This is a genomic window from Thalassotalea crassostreae, from assembly GCF_001831495.1.
GTDB classification, from domain to species: Bacteria; Pseudomonadota; Gammaproteobacteria; order Enterobacterales; family Alteromonadaceae; genus Thalassotalea_A; species Thalassotalea_A crassostreae.
In genome coordinates, this window is sequence record NZ_CP017689.1 from 974,625 (window position 1) to 991,478 (window position 16,854).

The 16,854-nt window shown below is 37.7% G+C and carries 13 protein-coding genes; 8 read left to right on the forward strand and 5 right to left on the reverse strand.

Annotated features, from left to right (window positions below):
- The first annotated feature begins 22 nt into the window (after positions 1 to 22).
- The 4 genes from LT090_RS04330 to LT090_RS04345 all read left to right on the forward strand — a co-directional run bounded on the left by LT090_RS04330 (position 23) and on the right by LT090_RS04345 (position 6,687).
- Positions 23 to 1,894: an arylsulfatase gene (locus LT090_RS04330; protein WP_068546027.1), complete on the forward strand. Its 1,872-nt coding sequence runs from the start codon at positions 23 to 25 to the stop codon at positions 1,892 to 1,894.
- A 45-nt stretch (positions 1,895 to 1,939) separates the two neighbouring features.
- Positions 1,940 to 3,343 (forward strand): sulfatase, encoded by a 1,404-nt coding sequence (locus LT090_RS04335; RefSeq protein ID WP_068546026.1) that lies wholly within the window; start codon positions 1,940 to 1,942, stop codon positions 3,341 to 3,343.
- Positions 3,344 to 3,363: 20 nt separating this feature from the next.
- Positions 3,364 to 4,971, forward strand: a complete 1,608-nt coding sequence (locus LT090_RS04340; protein WP_068546025.1) for a sulfatase family protein — start codon at positions 3,364 to 3,366, stop codon at positions 4,969 to 4,971.
- A gap of 93 nt (positions 4,972 to 5,064) precedes the next feature.
- Entirely contained in the window at positions 5,065 to 6,687 is a 1,623-nt protein-coding gene (locus LT090_RS04345) for a sulfatase family protein (protein WP_068546024.1), read from the forward strand.
- 585 nt (positions 6,688 to 7,272) lie between these two features.
- Here the strand turns inward: LT090_RS04345 and LT090_RS04350 are convergent.
- From LT090_RS04350 to LT090_RS04360, 3 genes are all read right to left on the reverse strand, one after another.
- Complete coding sequence (locus LT090_RS04350; RefSeq protein ID WP_068546023.1) at positions 7,273 to 8,889, reverse strand: sulfatase family protein; 1,617 nt, start codon at positions 8,887 to 8,889, stop codon at positions 7,273 to 7,275.
- A 260-nt stretch (positions 8,890 to 9,149) separates the two neighbouring features.
- Entirely contained in the window at positions 9,150 to 9,539 is a 390-nt protein-coding gene (locus tag LT090_RS04355; protein WP_068546022.1) for a hypothetical protein, read from the reverse strand.
- 112 nt (positions 9,540 to 9,651) lie between these two features.
- Positions 9,652 to 10,116 (reverse strand): OmpA family protein, encoded by a 465-nt coding sequence (locus LT090_RS04360; RefSeq protein WP_068546021.1) that lies wholly within the window; start codon positions 10,114 to 10,116, stop codon positions 9,652 to 9,654.
- Between the two features lie 285 nt (positions 10,117 to 10,401).
- Here LT090_RS04360 and acs point away from each other — a divergent pair, with 285 nt between their 5' ends.
- The 4 genes from acs (at position 10,402) to LT090_RS04380 (ending at position 15,437) form a co-directional block, all read left to right on the forward strand.
- Complete coding sequence (acs, locus tag LT090_RS04365) at positions 10,402 to 12,342, forward strand: acetate--CoA ligase (RefSeq protein WP_068546020.1); 1,941 nt, start codon at positions 10,402 to 10,404, stop codon at positions 12,340 to 12,342.
- A gap of 338 nt (positions 12,343 to 12,680) precedes the next feature.
- Positions 12,681 to 13,766, forward strand: a complete 1,086-nt coding sequence (locus LT090_RS04370; protein WP_068546019.1) for a 3-deoxy-7-phosphoheptulonate synthase — start codon at positions 12,681 to 12,683, stop codon at positions 13,764 to 13,766.
- 2 nt (positions 13,767 to 13,768) lie between these two features.
- Complete coding sequence (gene tyrA, locus LT090_RS04375; RefSeq protein ID WP_068546018.1) at positions 13,769 to 14,902, forward strand: bifunctional chorismate mutase/prephenate dehydrogenase; 1,134 nt, start codon at positions 13,769 to 13,771, stop codon at positions 14,900 to 14,902.
- Entirely contained in the window at positions 14,892 to 15,437 is a 546-nt protein-coding gene (locus tag LT090_RS04380; RefSeq protein ID WP_068546017.1) for a thioredoxin family protein, read from the forward strand. The genes tyrA and LT090_RS04380 overlap by 11 nt, the downstream gene beginning before the upstream one ends.
- Before the next feature lie 66 nt (positions 15,438 to 15,503).
- Here LT090_RS04380 and LT090_RS17070 read toward each other — a convergent pair whose 3' ends face one another.
- Both LT090_RS17070 and LT090_RS04390 read right to left on the reverse strand, forming a co-directional pair.
- On the reverse strand, positions 15,504 to 15,944 hold the full coding sequence (locus LT090_RS17070) for a hypothetical protein (RefSeq protein WP_068546016.1): 441 nt from the start codon (positions 15,942 to 15,944) through the stop codon (positions 15,504 to 15,506).
- Between the two features lie 12 nt (positions 15,945 to 15,956).
- Positions 15,957 to 16,709: an AsmA family protein gene (locus tag LT090_RS04390; RefSeq protein WP_068546015.1), complete on the reverse strand. Its 753-nt coding sequence runs from the start codon at positions 16,707 to 16,709 to the stop codon at positions 15,957 to 15,959.
- Positions 16,710 to 16,854: the final 145 nt, after the last annotated feature.

Sequence of the window (16,854 nt, forward strand, 5' to 3'; positions counted from 1 at the left end):
ATCTTTATCTCTGGAATTATTTATGAAATTTATATTTTTTATTGTTTTGACAAGTGTATCTATGTTTAGTTATGCAGGTAATTTGAAACCGAATGTAGTCATCGTTATTACCGATGATCAAGGATACGGAGATTTAGGCTTTACTGGTAATGAAAATATTTTCACTCCCAATCTTGACGAGTTTGCCGAGCAAAGTACATTACTAACTAACTACCATGTAGATCCTACTTGTGCACCTACCCGTGCAGCTTTAATGACGGGGCGATACTCAGGGCGTGTAGGTGTTTGGCATACTATTATGGGTCGCAACATGTTACGTGAACGTGAAGTAACAATGGCTGATGTCTTTCAAAATAGTGGATATAATACCGGACTATTCGGGAAATGGCATTTAGGTGATGCGTATCCGTATCGCCCACAAGATAGAGGATTCTCTACTGTTGTGATGCACGGTGGTGGTGGTATACCACAAACTCCTGATTTCTGGGGTAACGACTACTTTGATGATACCTATTTAACCGTAAAACCAAATGTGAAAGGTTTTGAAAATGGTGCCTACCAACAATATAAAGGTTATGTAACCGATGTTTTCTTTGACGAAGCATTGACTTTTATGCGTGAAAGTAAACAGCAAAATAAACCGTTCTTTACCTATATTTCAACTAATGCTCCGCACTCGCCTAAACGTGCGCCGAAAGAGTACAGTGCACTTTATGAAAGCTTAAATAATAAAGATCTAGCTAACTTTTACGGCATGATCACCAATATAGATGATAATTTTAAGCGTTTGCGCACCTTTTTAGAAAAAGAAGGGTTAGATAAAAACACTATCTTAATTTTTACTACAGATAATGGTTCTGCAGGCGGTTCGAGATATTATAATGCCGGCCTAAGAGGCGGTAAAAACTCTAATTCTGACGGTGGTCACCGTGTTCCATTTTTGATCAATTGGCCTAATGGCAAAATTGCTAAAGGTGAGGTTGACCAGTTAACCGCGCACCTAGACATCTTGCCAACCTTTATTGATTTACTTTCATTATCGGCCCCTAAAAACATGCTTAAGGCCGATGGTACAACAATTAAGGGATTATTATATGGTGATAAAGAATCATTAAGAGATCGAACTTTATTAGTTGAAAGCCAGCGTGTTTTTACTCCTGAAAAATGGCGTAATAGTGTGTTGATGACAGAACAATGGCGATTACTCAATGGCGAAGCGCTTTACGATATCAAGAAAGATCGTGCCCAGAAAAAAGATCTAAGTAAGCAATATCCTGAAGTGGTTAATAATCTTAATCAACAATACGATGCGATCTGGCAAGATCTGAAAAAAGAGCACCATATTACGTCGGCAATTAAGATTGGCTCTAAGCAACAAAATCCAGTGACATTAACATCGCATGACCTATTAAGGTCTCCTAACTATGCCCAACAAGGTATTGTTTGGAAAATGAATAGAAAAGGCTCATGGCAAATTGAAGTAGTTGCGAAAGGTGAATATCAGTTTTCGATAAGACGTTGGCCTGCTGAATTTGACAAAGCAATTACTGATAGCCACTTAAATGGTGCGGTCTATAAAAGTAAGCAAGCATATTTTCAAATGGGTGATCATAAATTAACACAGTCATTCGAAGATAATGCTAAAGAAGTAACGTTCAATGCAACTCTTAACCCTGGTGTTTATCAATTAGATGCCGGTTTTATTGTCGAAAAAGGCAAAGAGTCATCGGCTAATTACGTTTACGTATTAAATAAAGATATCTATGAATCACCGTTAACTGATTGGCAAAGCCGTGAAGGTCTAGGTTTGCCAAAAGCATTGGCTAGTGAAGAGTTTCCTTTAGTTAAAAAAGCAAAGAAAAAGAGAAAGAAAAAGCCTAACAAAAATAAATAAACAATCACTCGAGTAAATACGACTTAAAAAATTAGAAGAATTGCCATGAATCGCTTAACTTCAATTCGACATGCTGTACAAGTAGTTTTATTACTATCTATAGGCAGCTTTAATGCACATGCTGAAAAAGTATCGCAGCAAGCCAACGTACTTTTTATTTTAGCCGATGATGTCGGTAGTCAAACTTTATCGCGAGATGGTAATCCTTTCTTTGAAACTCCACATATTGACGCGTTAGCGAGTTCGGGGATGTACTTCAAAAAGGGGTACTCGAATTACCCTACGTGCAAACCCTCAAGAGCGGCAATATTATCTGGTCAATATGGGCCAAGAAATCATATTTATCGTGTTTCAGAAAAGCATATTGGTAATGAAGAAAAAATTAAGTATCACGTGCCATTTGATACTCGGAACTTAGCGGTATCAACGATTAGTATTGCTGATAAATTTAAAGAAGCGGGCTATCAAACGGCGATGTTTGGCAAGTGGCATTTAGGGGCTAATGATACCAGCCCTGAAAACCATGGTTTTGACGTTGTCATTGAAAGTAATAATACGCACTTTAATGCTAAAACTGTACCTAGTATTGAATTAAAAGACGATGACTATATTGGTGATGTCTTTACCAAGCATGCCATAAATTTTATTGATGACTCAGTAAAAAATAACAAACCTTTTTTCTTATTTCTTCCTTATTACTTAATCCACAAACCTTGGGAGGCTAAACCAGATGATTTAGCTTATTTTGAAAAAAAGGGTGGCGATAGCTATAACCAAACAGATAAAACCGTTGCTGCAATGGCTAAAAGTCTTGATGACAACGTAGGTAGGCTAATACAAGCGCTTAAAGCCAGAGGAATCGATGAAAACACGCTAATTGTTTTTACCTCTGATAATGGCGGATACAAAATGAATAATAATTTACTAAATGGTGAATTAAGAGAGTCGAAAGGGCAGTTATATGAAGGAGGAATACGGGTACCTTACATCTTTAATTGGCCAGGAAAAATCCCCGCTCTAGAGAACACCAAGCAAGCAGTTATGGGAATTGATATTTTTCCGACATTGATGGGGCTTACAGGTATTGATGTAGCAAAAGAACATGTTCTAGACGGCATTAGTATTTCGCCAGTTTTAACCGGTCAAAAAGAGAAAATGGCTGCCAGAGATATGTTTTGGTTTTACCCTAAATGGGCTCGATTTAATAAGAAACAAAAAAAATGGAAAGATGAATGGCGCAATATGATCATTTCTCAAGGTTATAAATTGATTGAATATATAGATAGCAACGAGTATGAGCTTTACAACTTAGTTGATGATGAAAATGAAACGACAGACTTGATTAAAGAAATGCCTGAAAAAGCGGAGCAGCTTAAAAAGAAATTAGCTCAATGGAAAATTAGTGTGGATGCACCAACGCCAATTATTAATCCGAATTATATATATTAGTGTAACAACAAGAGATAAAAATGAAATCTTCAATTATTAAAACTAGCGCTTTACTTGCTTCTTTATTAGCAACTACTGTCTTTACTAACGCGTTAGCTTCTCAAACAAGTAAAAAGCCTAATATTATTTTCATTCTTGCCGACGATATGGGCTACGGTGAAGTACAAGCTTTAAACCCGACACGCGGTAAAATTCCTACACCAAACTTGAATCAAATGGCACAACAAGGAATGGTGTTTACTGACGCCCATACAACGTCATCGGTTTGTACACCTTCAAGGTATTCACTTTTAACAGGTCGTTATAACTGGCGAACAAAGTTACAAAACGGTGTGGTTAAAGGTAATGATGAACCTTTGATCAGTGAAGACAGAATGACTGTCGCATCAATGCTTCAAACCAATGGTTATACTACAAGTATCATTGGTAAATGGCATTTAAACTACAACTATGAAGGTGACTTTACTCCGCAAAAGACAAACAAGAAGAATGAGCTTTTTTTGCCATCGATAGCTCCGGTTGGGACGATAATACCTGATGGCCCTATAACTCGCGGTTTTGATAGTTTTTATGGCTTCCATCATGCAAGGGAAATGAGTTCGTTGGTCATTGACAACAAAATTGTGGAAGAAATTCAAACCAGCGAGATGTTACCAAGAATAACCGATAGAGCGACCTCGTTTATCAAAGAACAAGCTAAATCGGACAAGCCGTTTTTTTTGTATTTTGCTTTAAACTCACCGCATACACCAATTGTGCCAAGTAAAGAATGGATTGGTAAAAGTGGTATGGGAGATTATGGTGATTTTGTTATGCAAACGGATGCAAGTATTGGCGCGGTGATGGCGAGCTTGAAAGATAACGGTATTCTAGATAACACTTTAGTTATTTTTAGTACTGACAACGGTACCTCGCCTAAAGCAGATATTAAAGGCTTGATTAAGCAGGGGCATTTTCCAAGTGCAGACTTAAGAGGGGCAAAGGCAGATATCTGGGAAGGTGGGCATCGCGTACCTTTCATTGTAAGTTGGCCCAAAGGTGGTATTTCACCTGGAAGTATCTCCGCTCAAACTATTACGCTTGCTGACTTTATTCGCACTGTAGCCGATATTATTGACGTAGATATACCTAAAAACCAAGCAGAAGATAGTTTTAGCTTTTTGCCTGCGTTTGCCAAACAGCCAATTGAAAACGCTAGACAGGGTATTATTCATCATTCTATTCATGGTCGTTTTGCTATTCGAAGTGGCGATTGGAAATTGATTTTAGCACCTTCTTCAGGCGGGTGGTCACGCCCTCATGATGACGATGCGGAGGCTCAAGCTTTGCCAAAAGTTCAGTTATATAATATGAAAGAAGATCTTGGCGAAGATAATAATTTACAGGCAAAGTACCCTGAGAAAGTAAAGCAATTAACAGAACTATTGGTAGCCTATGTGAATCGTGGCAGAACGACTGAAGGTGAAAAGTTATTGAACGACACCGAAGTCGATGTTTTCAAAGTTGCTCTGAACAAGTTGTCTAAGAAAAGCAAAAAAAGTAAGAATAAAGATAAAAAGTCCAAAAAAGATAAAAAATCTAAAAAAGACAAAAATAAGAACAAAAAGTCTAAGCAAGATAACAAATAATTTTCAGGCTTTCCTATAAAAGGAAGCCTGTCTTTTGTTTTTAATTGTTGTATCAAATTAACATTAGCTAATAAAACATTTATCAGGAAAAATATGAAATCACTTAATTTCAAAGCTCTAGCACTTAGCTTAGCTGTTATATTACCGAGCGCTTTTGCTGCAGAAAAACCCAATATTGTTGTTATTTTTACCGATGACCAGTCATATACAGCCATGGGGGCAATGGGTAATACAGAAATAAAAACACCTAATATGGATCAGTTAGCTAATGACGGCGTTATTTTCGATCGTCATTACAACAATACACCTATTTGTATGGCAAGCCGTGCGTCCTTAATGACGGGGAAGTATGAATATAAGCACGGAGCCAATTTTCAACATGGCTCTATGACCAAAGAAACATTTTCAGGGGCTTACCCCGTTTTATTAAAGTCATCAGGTTACTACACCGGCTTTGCAGGGAAATTCGGCTTTCCAGTTACCGAAATAGTAACAACAAGTACAAACCATAATAGCTACGATAAATTACCTGTTAATGAGTTTGACGACTGGGCTGGCGGGCTATCACAAACTGAATATGAGACTAAAAAGAATAAATATTTAGCTCAATATGCAGAAGAACATCCGCATTCTACACAAGCGTATGCGGCTTGGGCTGAAGATTTCATTATAAAAGCCAAAGCCAGCAAAAAGCCCTTTAATATGTCAGTGTATTTTAAGGCACCACACTTACCTAGTAAGCCAGATCCTGCCTTTGATGATGTTTTTAAAGGTATCACTTTTACGCCTGCTGAAAATTTCGGTAAAGAGCATGGAGAGCATCTCGCAGACCAAGCTAAGTTAGGTCGTCAGTATATTTCATACTATAAAAAATATGGTTATTTTGATAATTACAATGAAGTAACCCGCAAATATTACCAATTAATTTACGGCGTCGACGTTGCCTTAGGCAAAATTAGAGCATCTCTTGAAGAACAAGGTGTAGCTGATAATACTGTGATTATTTTTACCTCAGATAATGGCTACTCGCAGGGGGCTCATGGTTTATCTGGCAAGACATTACCGTACGAAGAAGCATCACGAGCTCCTTTAATTATTTTTGATCCTAGAAACAAAGCCAATGGTAAGCGTCACTCAGCGTTAACTGCGGGGGTAGACTTAACGGCTACCATACTTGCTTTAGCAAGTGTAGAAGCCCCAAAGGATATTGACGGTGTAAGTCTTTTACCATTACTTGCAGAAAATTCGCCAGAACAAGTAAGAGAGTCTGTAACGTTAATGCAACTATATGGTAGTGCCCCAACACACACATTAGCGGTTGTTTCAGGTGATTTTAAGTACATTTTCTGGCCCTATGAAGAAGGTAAAATGAAAGCTCAAGAGGAGCTTTACCATGTCTCTAATGATAGTTTAGAAATGAATAATTTGGCGCAAAACCCTGAGTATAAAAAGCAGTTAGAGTTGATGCGTAAAGTATACGATGCAGAGGTTGAAAAGTGGCAAGCTGAATCATTAAATTATAATAACTACCCACAATATGGCACTATTTTTAATCGTAACGTGAAATGGGAAGATAAGACTGAATTATTCTCTTCTGCCGCAAAGAACTCTTATCAAAAAGAACTTCAGGTTATAAATGGTAAGTCAATTGGCAAAAATAAAGATAAAAACAAAAATAAAAATAAGAAAAAGAAAGATAAAAAGAATAAAAGTTAATGCTCTTTCTACATTACTTTGAACAACCAATTAAGCGGCTCTTATGAGCCGCTTTTTATATCGACTCTGTATTAACCCTGCTAGTTTCGTTATTAAATCTTAGTTAATGGCGCATGGAAATTATTCAATTTCGGGCATATTGAACTAGTCCTTGCTCAAAAATCTATCCATTAATTGAATGTCAAACGCTAAGCTATTTTTAAAGCAATCATTAAGTCCATAAGAATATCTCTTAGCTGATAAGTCTTACTATGCCTCAATAAAAACAAAGCATAATTTACCCTATAGTGCGGATACAAATAAGGTGATGCTAAAGTCAAAACAATAAACTATTAAAAAATTAGCTTGTAAGCAGAGTTTAATGAGAAAAGTTGGCCATAATTTGCAATAAAATATTGCAATGATTAATTTTAGATACGCTTATGATGGCTATTAGTATAATAGGAGATAGTCGTGGGATTTGTTGCCAATGCTTTATGCTTGAACAGCATCAGCAACAAATATTTTTAACTAATCAGCAATAAGGTAATTTACTGATTAGCCGCACAAGGATGTAGTTAAACAACTAATATGTATTAGTTCAGACTATATCGCTTTGTCTTTGTTCTTTTTATCTTTGTTTTTTTTGTTCTTATTTTTCTTTTTATCTTTGTTTTTGACCTTTTTAACTTTCCCTGATTTAACCGCGACAATTCCTTCGATTTTATCAATCGTTTTTTGCTCTAACCATTTAAATTCACCAGCTTCAGTGTTGCGCCACTTTTCCATGCCTGCAGCCATATTCTTAGCTACTTCGGGTAATGACTTAATTGCATTAACACGCTCATTAGGGTCATTCCTAACGTCAAATAATACATTGCCTTGTGCTGTTTCAATATACTTATAATTTTCGGTTACCATAGCTATGCCATTATAAATTTCCGCATATGCTGCAGTTCTTGCGATATCACCACTGCCATCAAGTATTGGTTTTAAGCTGTATCCTTTGGCTGCGGTACGCTGTTTAACTGGTACTTCTGCAACATCTAATGCTGTTTGTACAACGTCAAGTAACTCTACTGGACGATTAATTGCTTTACCTTCTTGGCCGCCAGGTAAATCTATTATTAAGCTAGCATTGAGTACTTCTTTATAAAACGTATACTTATGATTTAAGCCATGGTCACCTTCCATGATGCCGTGATCAGAGTAAAACACAATGAGTGTATTATCTCGCACACCTTTGTCATCAATCGCTTGTAATATACGACCCACTTGCTGATCTAAAAACGTGATCATGCCCGCATAAGCTGTACGCTTCTCTAATGCAACAGATTCATTACCTTTAAAAAGTTGGGTACGCATTAATCCTGGAATATCGCTGTGGTCTTTATCGATAATTACAGGTGGCATTTGTTCTGGTGTGTACTTAACCATGCCTGGCGCATCATACGGGCCGTGTGGGCCTGAAAAGTTAACCCAAAGGAAAAAAGGTTGCTCTCTTTTATAACCTTCAATCCAATTAACCGCTCGGTTGGCAATATTACCATCAAGGTAATCGTTTACAGGTAAAGTACTTATTTTACCTAAGTCTTTAACGAATGTTGGAAATAGACCTTTTTTGTATATGTAGTCGGCATACATATCATGGCCATATTGCCATTTCATACCTGGATCTTTAGCCATTTTTTTGGCGCTGCTCGATAAAACTGCACGACCATGTGATGACGTTGCCTCATCAAAGCCTATATCTTGTATTAGGCTAACATTGCCTCTATAAGGAGTGTCTTTTTCTAAGCCAACATTCGGTGTACGAATATGGGATTTTCCTATCCAAGATGTCGCGTAACCATTTTGTTGCAATGTGTTCGGTAAATTCCAACCATCGACAGGTACATTTTTTAACGTGCCATTGATGTAAAACCCTAGGTTATGGGGATACTGACCAGTGAGCATTGAGTTTCGTGACGGGCCGCACATTGTTCCTTGGACCACTGAGTTATTAAACTTAACCCCTTTTTTCGCCAAGGCATCTATATTCGGTGTTTGTATGTGTTTTGCGCCAAAAGCTCCAACATATTTAGCAGTTAAGTCGTCAGCGGCAATAAAAATAATATTAGGTCGGTCGTGAGTTTCATTTTTTAAATCTTTGCTTAACGCTTGAGCGCTATTAACTAGTGCACCTATTAGGCATAATGGCAATAGGTAAGGAGTAAATTTCATAGTAATGGGTCCGAAGGTAGTTATTTTTATGTAGCTAATATGCTATATATTACTTACACTTTGATAACGTTGTCAAAATCGGTTTAAGATGTTTTTTTAGATGAACAATCCTGTTAACATTTCAAATAACATCTTATTTATTACAGCTCAAACTAAAGTTTATAAAATAGAGATGGACGTGATGGGAATGTTCTAGTTGTTTCTGAATATGTTAAACAGTTTCGCCTGCATATTTAATCGAAATAGAACCTGCGATTAGTTTACTTAATTTTGACAAGTTCATCTTCGATTTCGTGCCAGCGCGTTGCAGAGAAAGTACTTGTTTGCAAAGGGTATTGATTGCCGTCAATATCGATTAAAAGTGATGTGTCTTGCAGGTGTTTAATCGCAGCAAAGTTTTGTATTGGAAAGTGCCAATAAACTTTATGATTATTTCTGCTCACAAGCTCGCTATCTGTAACAACTAAGGAAGGCCAATTTCGAGTAGACCAAACCATAAAAAACAATATCAAACAGAGTAACTGAACGATATTGATAAACATTAAAATACCAGCAACAAAGCAACCAACCACAACAACTATCATAATCAGTGATAGATAAAGGTAAACACCTTGAGGGAATTGGTAAGGTTTCGCCTTAAATTCTTTCATACATTTAATACCTATTTATCTCAATTGGTATAATTCATCACTAAAACTTCAGTTATCATAAAAAAGGCCAGTATTAATACTGACCTTGGTTACCGACTTTCATTCGATCTTATTAGTAAATTAATTTTACATGACGATCGGTTGAAGGGTTTATACCTTTGCGATTTGGATCGCCTTTACCCATGCTAGTCGCGGTTAAGCGCTCTTGATTGATTCCTGCATTTGCTAAATATACATAAACAGCGTTAGCACGGCGTTTTGCTAAGTTATGGTTAAACTCTTCACCACCTACTTGATCGGTATGTCCTTGCAGTACAATTTGACCTGAGTCCACTGCTTTCATCGCATTTATATGAGTATCTAAAACTTGTTTGCTTTCCTCACTAAGTACATCTGAATTAAAGTCAAAGTATACAAACGGTTGTAAAGTTACTTCTACCGTTTCTTCTGCTGGCGCTTCATCAATAATTGCAGCATCAAGATGCGGCTTTATTACATTTGCACTTTTAAAGTTCGCTTGCGATTGGCATCCGCTTAAAACGATAGCAGCTAAGCTTAAGCTAATAATTATTCTCATATTTTTCTCTGTTCAAAAATGTATGTCTTTAATTAAACTTATAACATGTTATCGTAATTTGCGATGCAAAACAGAAAAAATATTCTAATTGCGTACATTGCATTTATGATCGCTCGTTCTATATTTATTCCAAGTGATCAAATGCGGCTAACATAAAATAAACATTACATTAACATTAAAAGAAGAGTGACAGCGCTGTCATTTTGTGTTTTAGTAATAGCAGAAAGCAATTATCACTGACGATAAATCACAAAAATAAGTTAAGAAAATAGGTTTAGGCAGATTATGCAACCATTAAAAAAATTCTATCCAGTTTCTGAAAAAGCAAAACAACATACTCATTTAACTGAGCAGCAGTATCAGCAAATGTACCGTCAATCGATTGAACAGCCTGATGAATTTTGGGCGACGCAAGCCAACGAATTTCTCGATTGGCACAAACCTTTTGAGCAAGTGAGTGATGTTGATTTTAATAAAGCCGAAATAGAATGGTTTAAAGGCGGGCAGTTAAATGTTAGTTACAATTGTATCGATCGCCATTTAGCCGAGCGCGGTGAGCAAACAGCCATTATTTTCGAAGGTGATGAACCAACTGATTCGCGTCATATCAGCTATAACGAATTGCATAGCGAAGTGTGTAAATTTGCTAATGTTCTAAAATCTAGAGGCGTTAAGAAAGGCGACCGCGTTTGTATTTATATGCCGATGATACCGGAAGTCGGTTATGCGATGCTTGCTTGTGCTCGCATAGGCGCAGTGCATTCTGTTGTTTTTGGTGGCTTCTCTTCAGAATCAATTCGAAGTCGAATCATTGATGCCGATTGTAAAGTGGTTGTCACTGCAGACCAAGGTGTTCGTGGTGGGAAAACCATTCCACTAAAAGCTAATGTTGATGCCGCAGTTGCTGATTGTCCGAATGTAAGCACGGTTATTGTTGTTGAACATACTGGTGCACAAGTGCAGTGGAACGACGCTGTTGATGTTCATTATCAAAAAGCTAAAAGCCAAGTAAGTAGCGAATGTGAACCAGAAATCATGGACGCTGAAGATCCGCTATTTATTCTTTATACCTCAGGTTCAACAGGAACGCCAAAAGGGGTGTTACACACTTGTGGTGGTTATCTATTGTATGCGGCGATGACCCATAAATATGTGTTTGATTACCGCGATGGTGAAATTTACTGGTGTACTGCTGATGCTGGTTGGGTCACTGGCCACAGCTATATTTTCTACGGTCCGTTAGCAAACGGTGCAACCACATTAATGTTTGAAGGCGTACCAACATACCCTGATGCTGGTCGTTGCTGGCAGATAGTGGAAAAGCATAAAGTTAATGTGTTTTATACCGCGCCAACAGCTATCAGAGCGTTAATGGCATTAGGAGATGACTTAGTTCATGCTAGTGACCGCTCTTCGCTGCGTATATTAGGCTCAGTAGGTGAGCCAATTAATCCTGAAGCATGGCACTGGTACTATGAAATTGTTGGTGAAAGTCGTTGTCCTGTTGTTGATACATGGTGGCAAACAGAAACAGGTGGTATTTTAATTACCTCTTTACCTGGCTCTGCTGGTATGAAGCCAGGAGCTGCAGGCTTGCCATTTTTCGGTGTTAAGCCTGCCATTGTCGATGGTGAATCAAATGAACTGACTGGCGAATGTAGTGGTCAATTAATTATTCAAGGAAGCTGGCCAGGACAAATGCGCACAGTTTACGGAAACCAAGAACGTTTCTATCTAACTTACTTTAGCCAACACAAGGGTAATTATTTTGCCGGTGATGGCGCGAAGCGCGACAGTGACGGTTACTATTGGATCACAGGCCGTATTGATGATGTATTAAATGTGTCAGGCCATAGATTAGGTACTGCAGAAATTGAAAGTGCTTTAGTGCTTCACCCTAAAGTATCGGAAGCCGCTGTTGTTGGTTATCCTCACGATATTAAAGGTCAAGGCGTATACGCTTATGTGACACTAATGAGTGGTGTTGAAGGTGATGACGAGCTGTTAGTTGACTTGAAAAAAATGGTCACTAGCGAAATGGGAAGTTTTGCTAAACCTGACTTAATTCAATATGCACCAGCATTACCGAAAACTCGTTCTGGTAAAATTATGCGTCGAATATTACGTAAAATTGCTGAGAATGAAGTGGATAGTTTAGGTGATACCTCAACTTTAGCAGATCCAAGTGTCGTTGATGACTTGGTGAAAAATCGTCTAGGCGAATAAGCATTTTCCGTTTCACCTAAAGACTTACAAACAGAGGCTAGCCTCTGTTTTTTTATGCCTGTTTTTATGATGAAGTTTGCGATTGTCAGTGAGTTTTAAATAATTTAGTAAAAAAATAACGCTAATATCAATAAGGGCTTGCGTTACAGAAGTAAAAGCTGATACAACTTATCATCCATTTAATTAAATTTGATAGGTGTCCTTGCGCCATGCATTACCAACTAGTCCATTTTCGATATTACAACTAAAAATAGTACTGCAACAAATACTAATATCCTGTTTTACTGCGCTTAGTCAGTAGCCTTTTAATCGTTCTAATTTAAAAATTTGGTGTGCTTATGTCAACAACAAGACTTAATGATATTCATGTAAATTCGGAAGAAATTCTTATAACTCCGAACCTACTAAAACAAAAGCTTCCGTTATCGGAATCTGGTCGTCAGTATGTACTACAGGCAAGAGAAACGATAGCCAATATTATTCATAAAAAAGATAGCCGCTTATTGGTTATTTCTGGACCATGTTCTGTTCACGATGTGGAAGCGGCAAAAGAGTATGGCCGAAGATTAAAGCAACTTCATGAGCAATATAAAGATACGCTTTACATTGTTATGCGAGTCTACTTTGAAAAGCCAAGAACAACAGTGGGCTGGAAAGGGCTAATTAACGACCCTCACATGGATGGTAGTTTCGATGTTGAAAAAGGTTTAGAAACTGCTCGTGAGTTATTGTTGTACCTTACTGAGCTCGGATTACCGCTAGCGACAGAGGCATTAGATCCTATTTCACCTCAGTATTTGGCAGAGCTGTTTAGTTGGTCAGCAATTGGTGCTCGAACGACAGAGTCACAAACACACAGGGAAATGGCGAGCGGTTTATCTATGCCTATTGGCTTTAAAAATGGCACAAATGGTTCGTTGGATGTGGCAATCAATGCGATGCAATCTGCTGCTTCATCACATCGGTTCATGGGCATAAACAAAGAAGGGCAAGTGGCTTTACTTAAAACTTCCGGTAACCCTGATGGCCACGTTATTTTGCGAGGCGGTAAACAACCAAACTATGATTCGGTCAATGTAGCTGTGTGTGATCAACAACTTAGTGCTGCTAATCTGGCACAAGCGTTAGTAATTGATTGCTCTCATGCCAATTCGAGCAAAGATCATAACCGTCAACCATTAGTAGCTGAGAATGTTATGAACCAAATTTGTGAAGGCAATAAGTCGATTATTGGCATAATGTTAGAAAGTAACTTAAATGCTGGTAACCAAAGCTCAAATTTACCAAAAGAAGAACTCGCTTATGGCGTTTCTGTAACGGATGCTTGTATTGATTGGCAATCAACCGAAGAGTTGATGGCTAAAGCAGCTACTAAATTAAAAACGGCGCTACCCGCAAGACTTGCAACCAATAGCGTGGCATAACGATGAGTTATTTTGAACAGCAACTGAATCAATGTCGAAACGAAATCGATAGCATTGATGAGCAACTGCTTACTCTAATCGCTAAACGACGTTTAGTGACGGCGAAAGTGGGCGAACTAAAATCAAATAAAGGTATGCCCATATTCGATCCCAGTCGCGAACAAGCATTACTTAATAGATTAAAGGCTCAAGGCGCTAGTGATGACTTATCACCTTCTTTGATTGAAGATGTATTTCGCCGCATAATGCGCGACTCATACAGCTCACAAGATGAACAAGGCTACCTATGTGTAAACCCTGATGCTGGTAATATCGTTGTTATTGGTGGTAAAGGACAACTTGGTCAAGTGTTTGTCGACTTGTTCGAGCGTACCGGATACATCGTTGATATTATCGAAAAGCATGATTGGGACACTCCAGAGCACACAGATGCAATGCTTGCAAAAGCGGCATTGGTCATTGTTGCAGTGCCAATTAATCTGACTGAAATGGTAATATCGACGCTCAAAAATTTACCTGAAGATTGTATTTTAGCTGATATAACCAGTATTAAAGATAAACCATTAACTCAAATGCTTGATGTTCATCGAGGCCCTGTTGTTGGACTACACCCAATGTTCGGCCCTGATGTTACTGGCATGATCAAACAAACTATTATTGTTTGTGAAGGCCGCAAAGCAGAGCAATATCAATGGTTACTCGAGCAGTTTAAGATTTGGGGAGCATTGAATTATCATGTTGAAGCAACACAACATGATGATGCAATGGCAATGGTTCAAGTAATGCGTCACTTTTCGACAGTCAGTTATGGCTATCATTTGATGCAAGAAGATGTCGATCTTGATCAGTTGCTAGCGATGAGCTCTCCTATTTATCGCTTAGAGTTGATTATGGTGGGTCGCTTATTTGCACAAGCTCCGGAACTTTATGCAGATATAATTTTTTCTAATCCTGATAATGTCGTAATGATGAGACGTTTTATCGAACGTTTTTCAAATTTATTAGAAAATGTGGAGCGAGGTGATAAAGTAAGCTTTATTGAACAATTTAATCAAGTTGCCAATTGGTTTGGTGATGATGCCAATACCTTCTTACAAGAATCTAAATCATTATTGGAAAAAACCCGTGAACGATAACAGCGAAAAGAAAACATTTTTAAAGAAACACAAAAAGACATTTATGTTTTTAGCTTTGGTTTTTTGGTTGGCAACGGCAGTTTTATTATTCATCAGGGAAGCGAATGCTTTTTCGGAACAGGTTAAGCCAGATTATAATCAGCAGTCATTATTTGCTGAATATGACGTGTTTAAAGAAGGCTTCGACGATTATAAGGTAAGTGAAGAAGAGTTAGAGTTTGTTGCTAGTTTACCTGATAATGTTGAAATAAAAGTGTTTTTTGGCACTTGGTGTCACGACAGTAAACGTGAAGTACCGCGTTTGTTAAAGTCATTTCAAAGCAAGTCAGATATCATTAAACTGTACTCACTTGATCATCAAAAAAGCCATGAGTCAGGATTAGAAAAAACGTATAAAGTAAAGTACACGCCAACAATTGTAGTTCTTGTCGATGGCCAAGAAGTTGGTCGTATCGTTGAACATCCGGAAGCGACAATAGCCGAAGATATCAGCGTTTTTGTAGGTAATGCTAACTCTGCCGCACGTGGTGAATAATAACGCCAATATAGCTTTTTGTATTGTCGCAATATGTACAATTTAATAAGCTATTGAATGGCACTATTAGTTCAGATTTTGCAGCGCTTTTAATACAATTTGACGCTGGTTTTTAATAGCCGATGTTATGTTATCAACCGCTTGCTCATCAGACTTCATTAAATGCCAGTTATCCTGCCAAGTGCTATGCAAATGTTTTGCGTTGCTTTGTGCGTTGGGCGAAACGCTCACAGATAAATCTTGAATATATATAACATAGCTCCAACCTTTTATTGGATCGCCTTTTTCTGCAGAATCACCGTAATAGCTGTTATCGACTACTTGTTGAAGCTCAGCTAAAGACATTAAGACTTCAAATGATGCGGTTCGAACGTTGCGATTAAATTCCGTTTGCTCATTACGCCAAGTATTGTAACTCAATGAAATAACAGCAATGAAAATACTGATAATGGCGATCAGATTATTTTTTATTTGATGCTTTATACTGTAATTTTTCATTGCTGTCATAGGTGTTTATTTTTAACCTTTAAGCTTGTCTAATAATTTTTTCTTTTTTTCGTCCAGTTTTTGTTTTGCTTTGTCTTTTAAAGCTGCTTGATATTGCTCTTTTGCTTGCTTTGAAATTTCCGATAGTATTTCTTTAGCAATGGTCGCTCCTAACTTGCTAGCTTCAATTCCTTCAGCACCACCCAGGCTATCTAACGCCACAGTCGGCAATTCAAGGTCTAAAGTTTTTCCATTCACTTTGGTCAAATCCAACGTTAAGGCAACCCCCGATAATACAAACTCATGAATGGCAATTTTTGTTTCAGGCTTAGATTCCTTTTTCTTCTTTTTTGGCGGCTCTATAGGCTGTACATTGTCACTTTGAGTATTTGCCTTTATAGCCGCTAAGATGTCACTGATATTGTTGTTTCCATCTTTATCAAACTCAACAAAGACTTGTGGTTTAATCGATTTTATTGACTTAATCACAATAGGCGAACTCGATAGTGATTGAATATCAATGCCTAATGAAACTTCTCCTAGATACATTGCATTGATATGTTCATACTTAACTGGGTTACTAATGCTAAGACCGTAAATACCGCCAAATCCTTCGCTCAATTTCATATCAACCTTTTCAACTTTTACTGTTCTAGAGGTTACTTTCGAGCCTTGGATTTCTATCTGTGTACGAATGAATCCGTTCCAGTCAGCTGATGCTAAGAACCATAACATGGCTCCGAAAAATAACAGCAATCCAGCAGCGAAAATGGCAAGTTTATTCATTTTTATTCCTTTTCTTGGGTCAATATATAGCCTTGTTTAGTATACAGTATTTTTTCAAAAGTTTTATCTCGTAAAAATGGTTGTTCAACGAAAAGTTATTCGTTTTAAAAGGCGAAATACGCTATATTATGCGCCATTATATTCT

What these genes read in the sequence shown, in the direction of transcription:
- LT090_RS04390 (WP_068546015.1), bottom strand. Translation starts at nt 16,709, where the DNA reads ATGAATAAACTTGCCATTTTCGCTGCTGGATTGCTGTTATTTTTCGGA.
- LT090_RS04350 (WP_068546023.1), bottom strand. Translation starts at nt 8,889, where the DNA reads ATGAAATTTACTCCTTACCTATTGCCATTATGCCTAATAGGTGCACTA.
- LT090_RS04355 (WP_068546022.1), bottom strand. Translation starts at nt 9,539, where the DNA reads ATGAAAGAATTTAAGGCGAAACCTTACCAATTCCCTCAAGGTGTTTAC.
- LT090_RS04335 (WP_068546026.1), top strand. Translation starts at nt 1,940, where the DNA reads ATGAATCGCTTAACTTCAATTCGACATGCTGTACAAGTAGTTTTATTA.
- LT090_RS17070 (WP_068546016.1), bottom strand. Translation starts at nt 15,944, where the DNA reads ATGACAGCAATGAAAAATTACAGTATAAAGCATCAAATAAAAAATAAT.
- acs (WP_068546020.1), top strand. Translation starts at nt 10,402, where the DNA reads ATGCAACCATTAAAAAAATTCTATCCAGTTTCTGAAAAAGCAAAACAA.
- LT090_RS04330 (WP_068546027.1), top strand. Translation starts at nt 23, where the DNA reads ATGAAATTTATATTTTTTATTGTTTTGACAAGTGTATCTATGTTTAGT.
- LT090_RS04370 (WP_068546019.1), top strand. Translation starts at nt 12,681, where the DNA reads ATGTCAACAACAAGACTTAATGATATTCATGTAAATTCGGAAGAAATT.
- LT090_RS04340 (WP_068546025.1), top strand. Translation starts at nt 3,364, where the DNA reads ATGAAATCTTCAATTATTAAAACTAGCGCTTTACTTGCTTCTTTATTA.
- tyrA (WP_068546018.1), top strand. Translation starts at nt 13,769, where the DNA reads ATGAGTTATTTTGAACAGCAACTGAATCAATGTCGAAACGAAATCGAT.
- LT090_RS04345 (WP_068546024.1), top strand. Translation starts at nt 5,065, where the DNA reads ATGAAATCACTTAATTTCAAAGCTCTAGCACTTAGCTTAGCTGTTATA.
- LT090_RS04360 (WP_068546021.1), bottom strand. Translation starts at nt 10,116, where the DNA reads ATGAGAATAATTATTAGCTTAAGCTTAGCTGCTATCGTTTTAAGCGGA.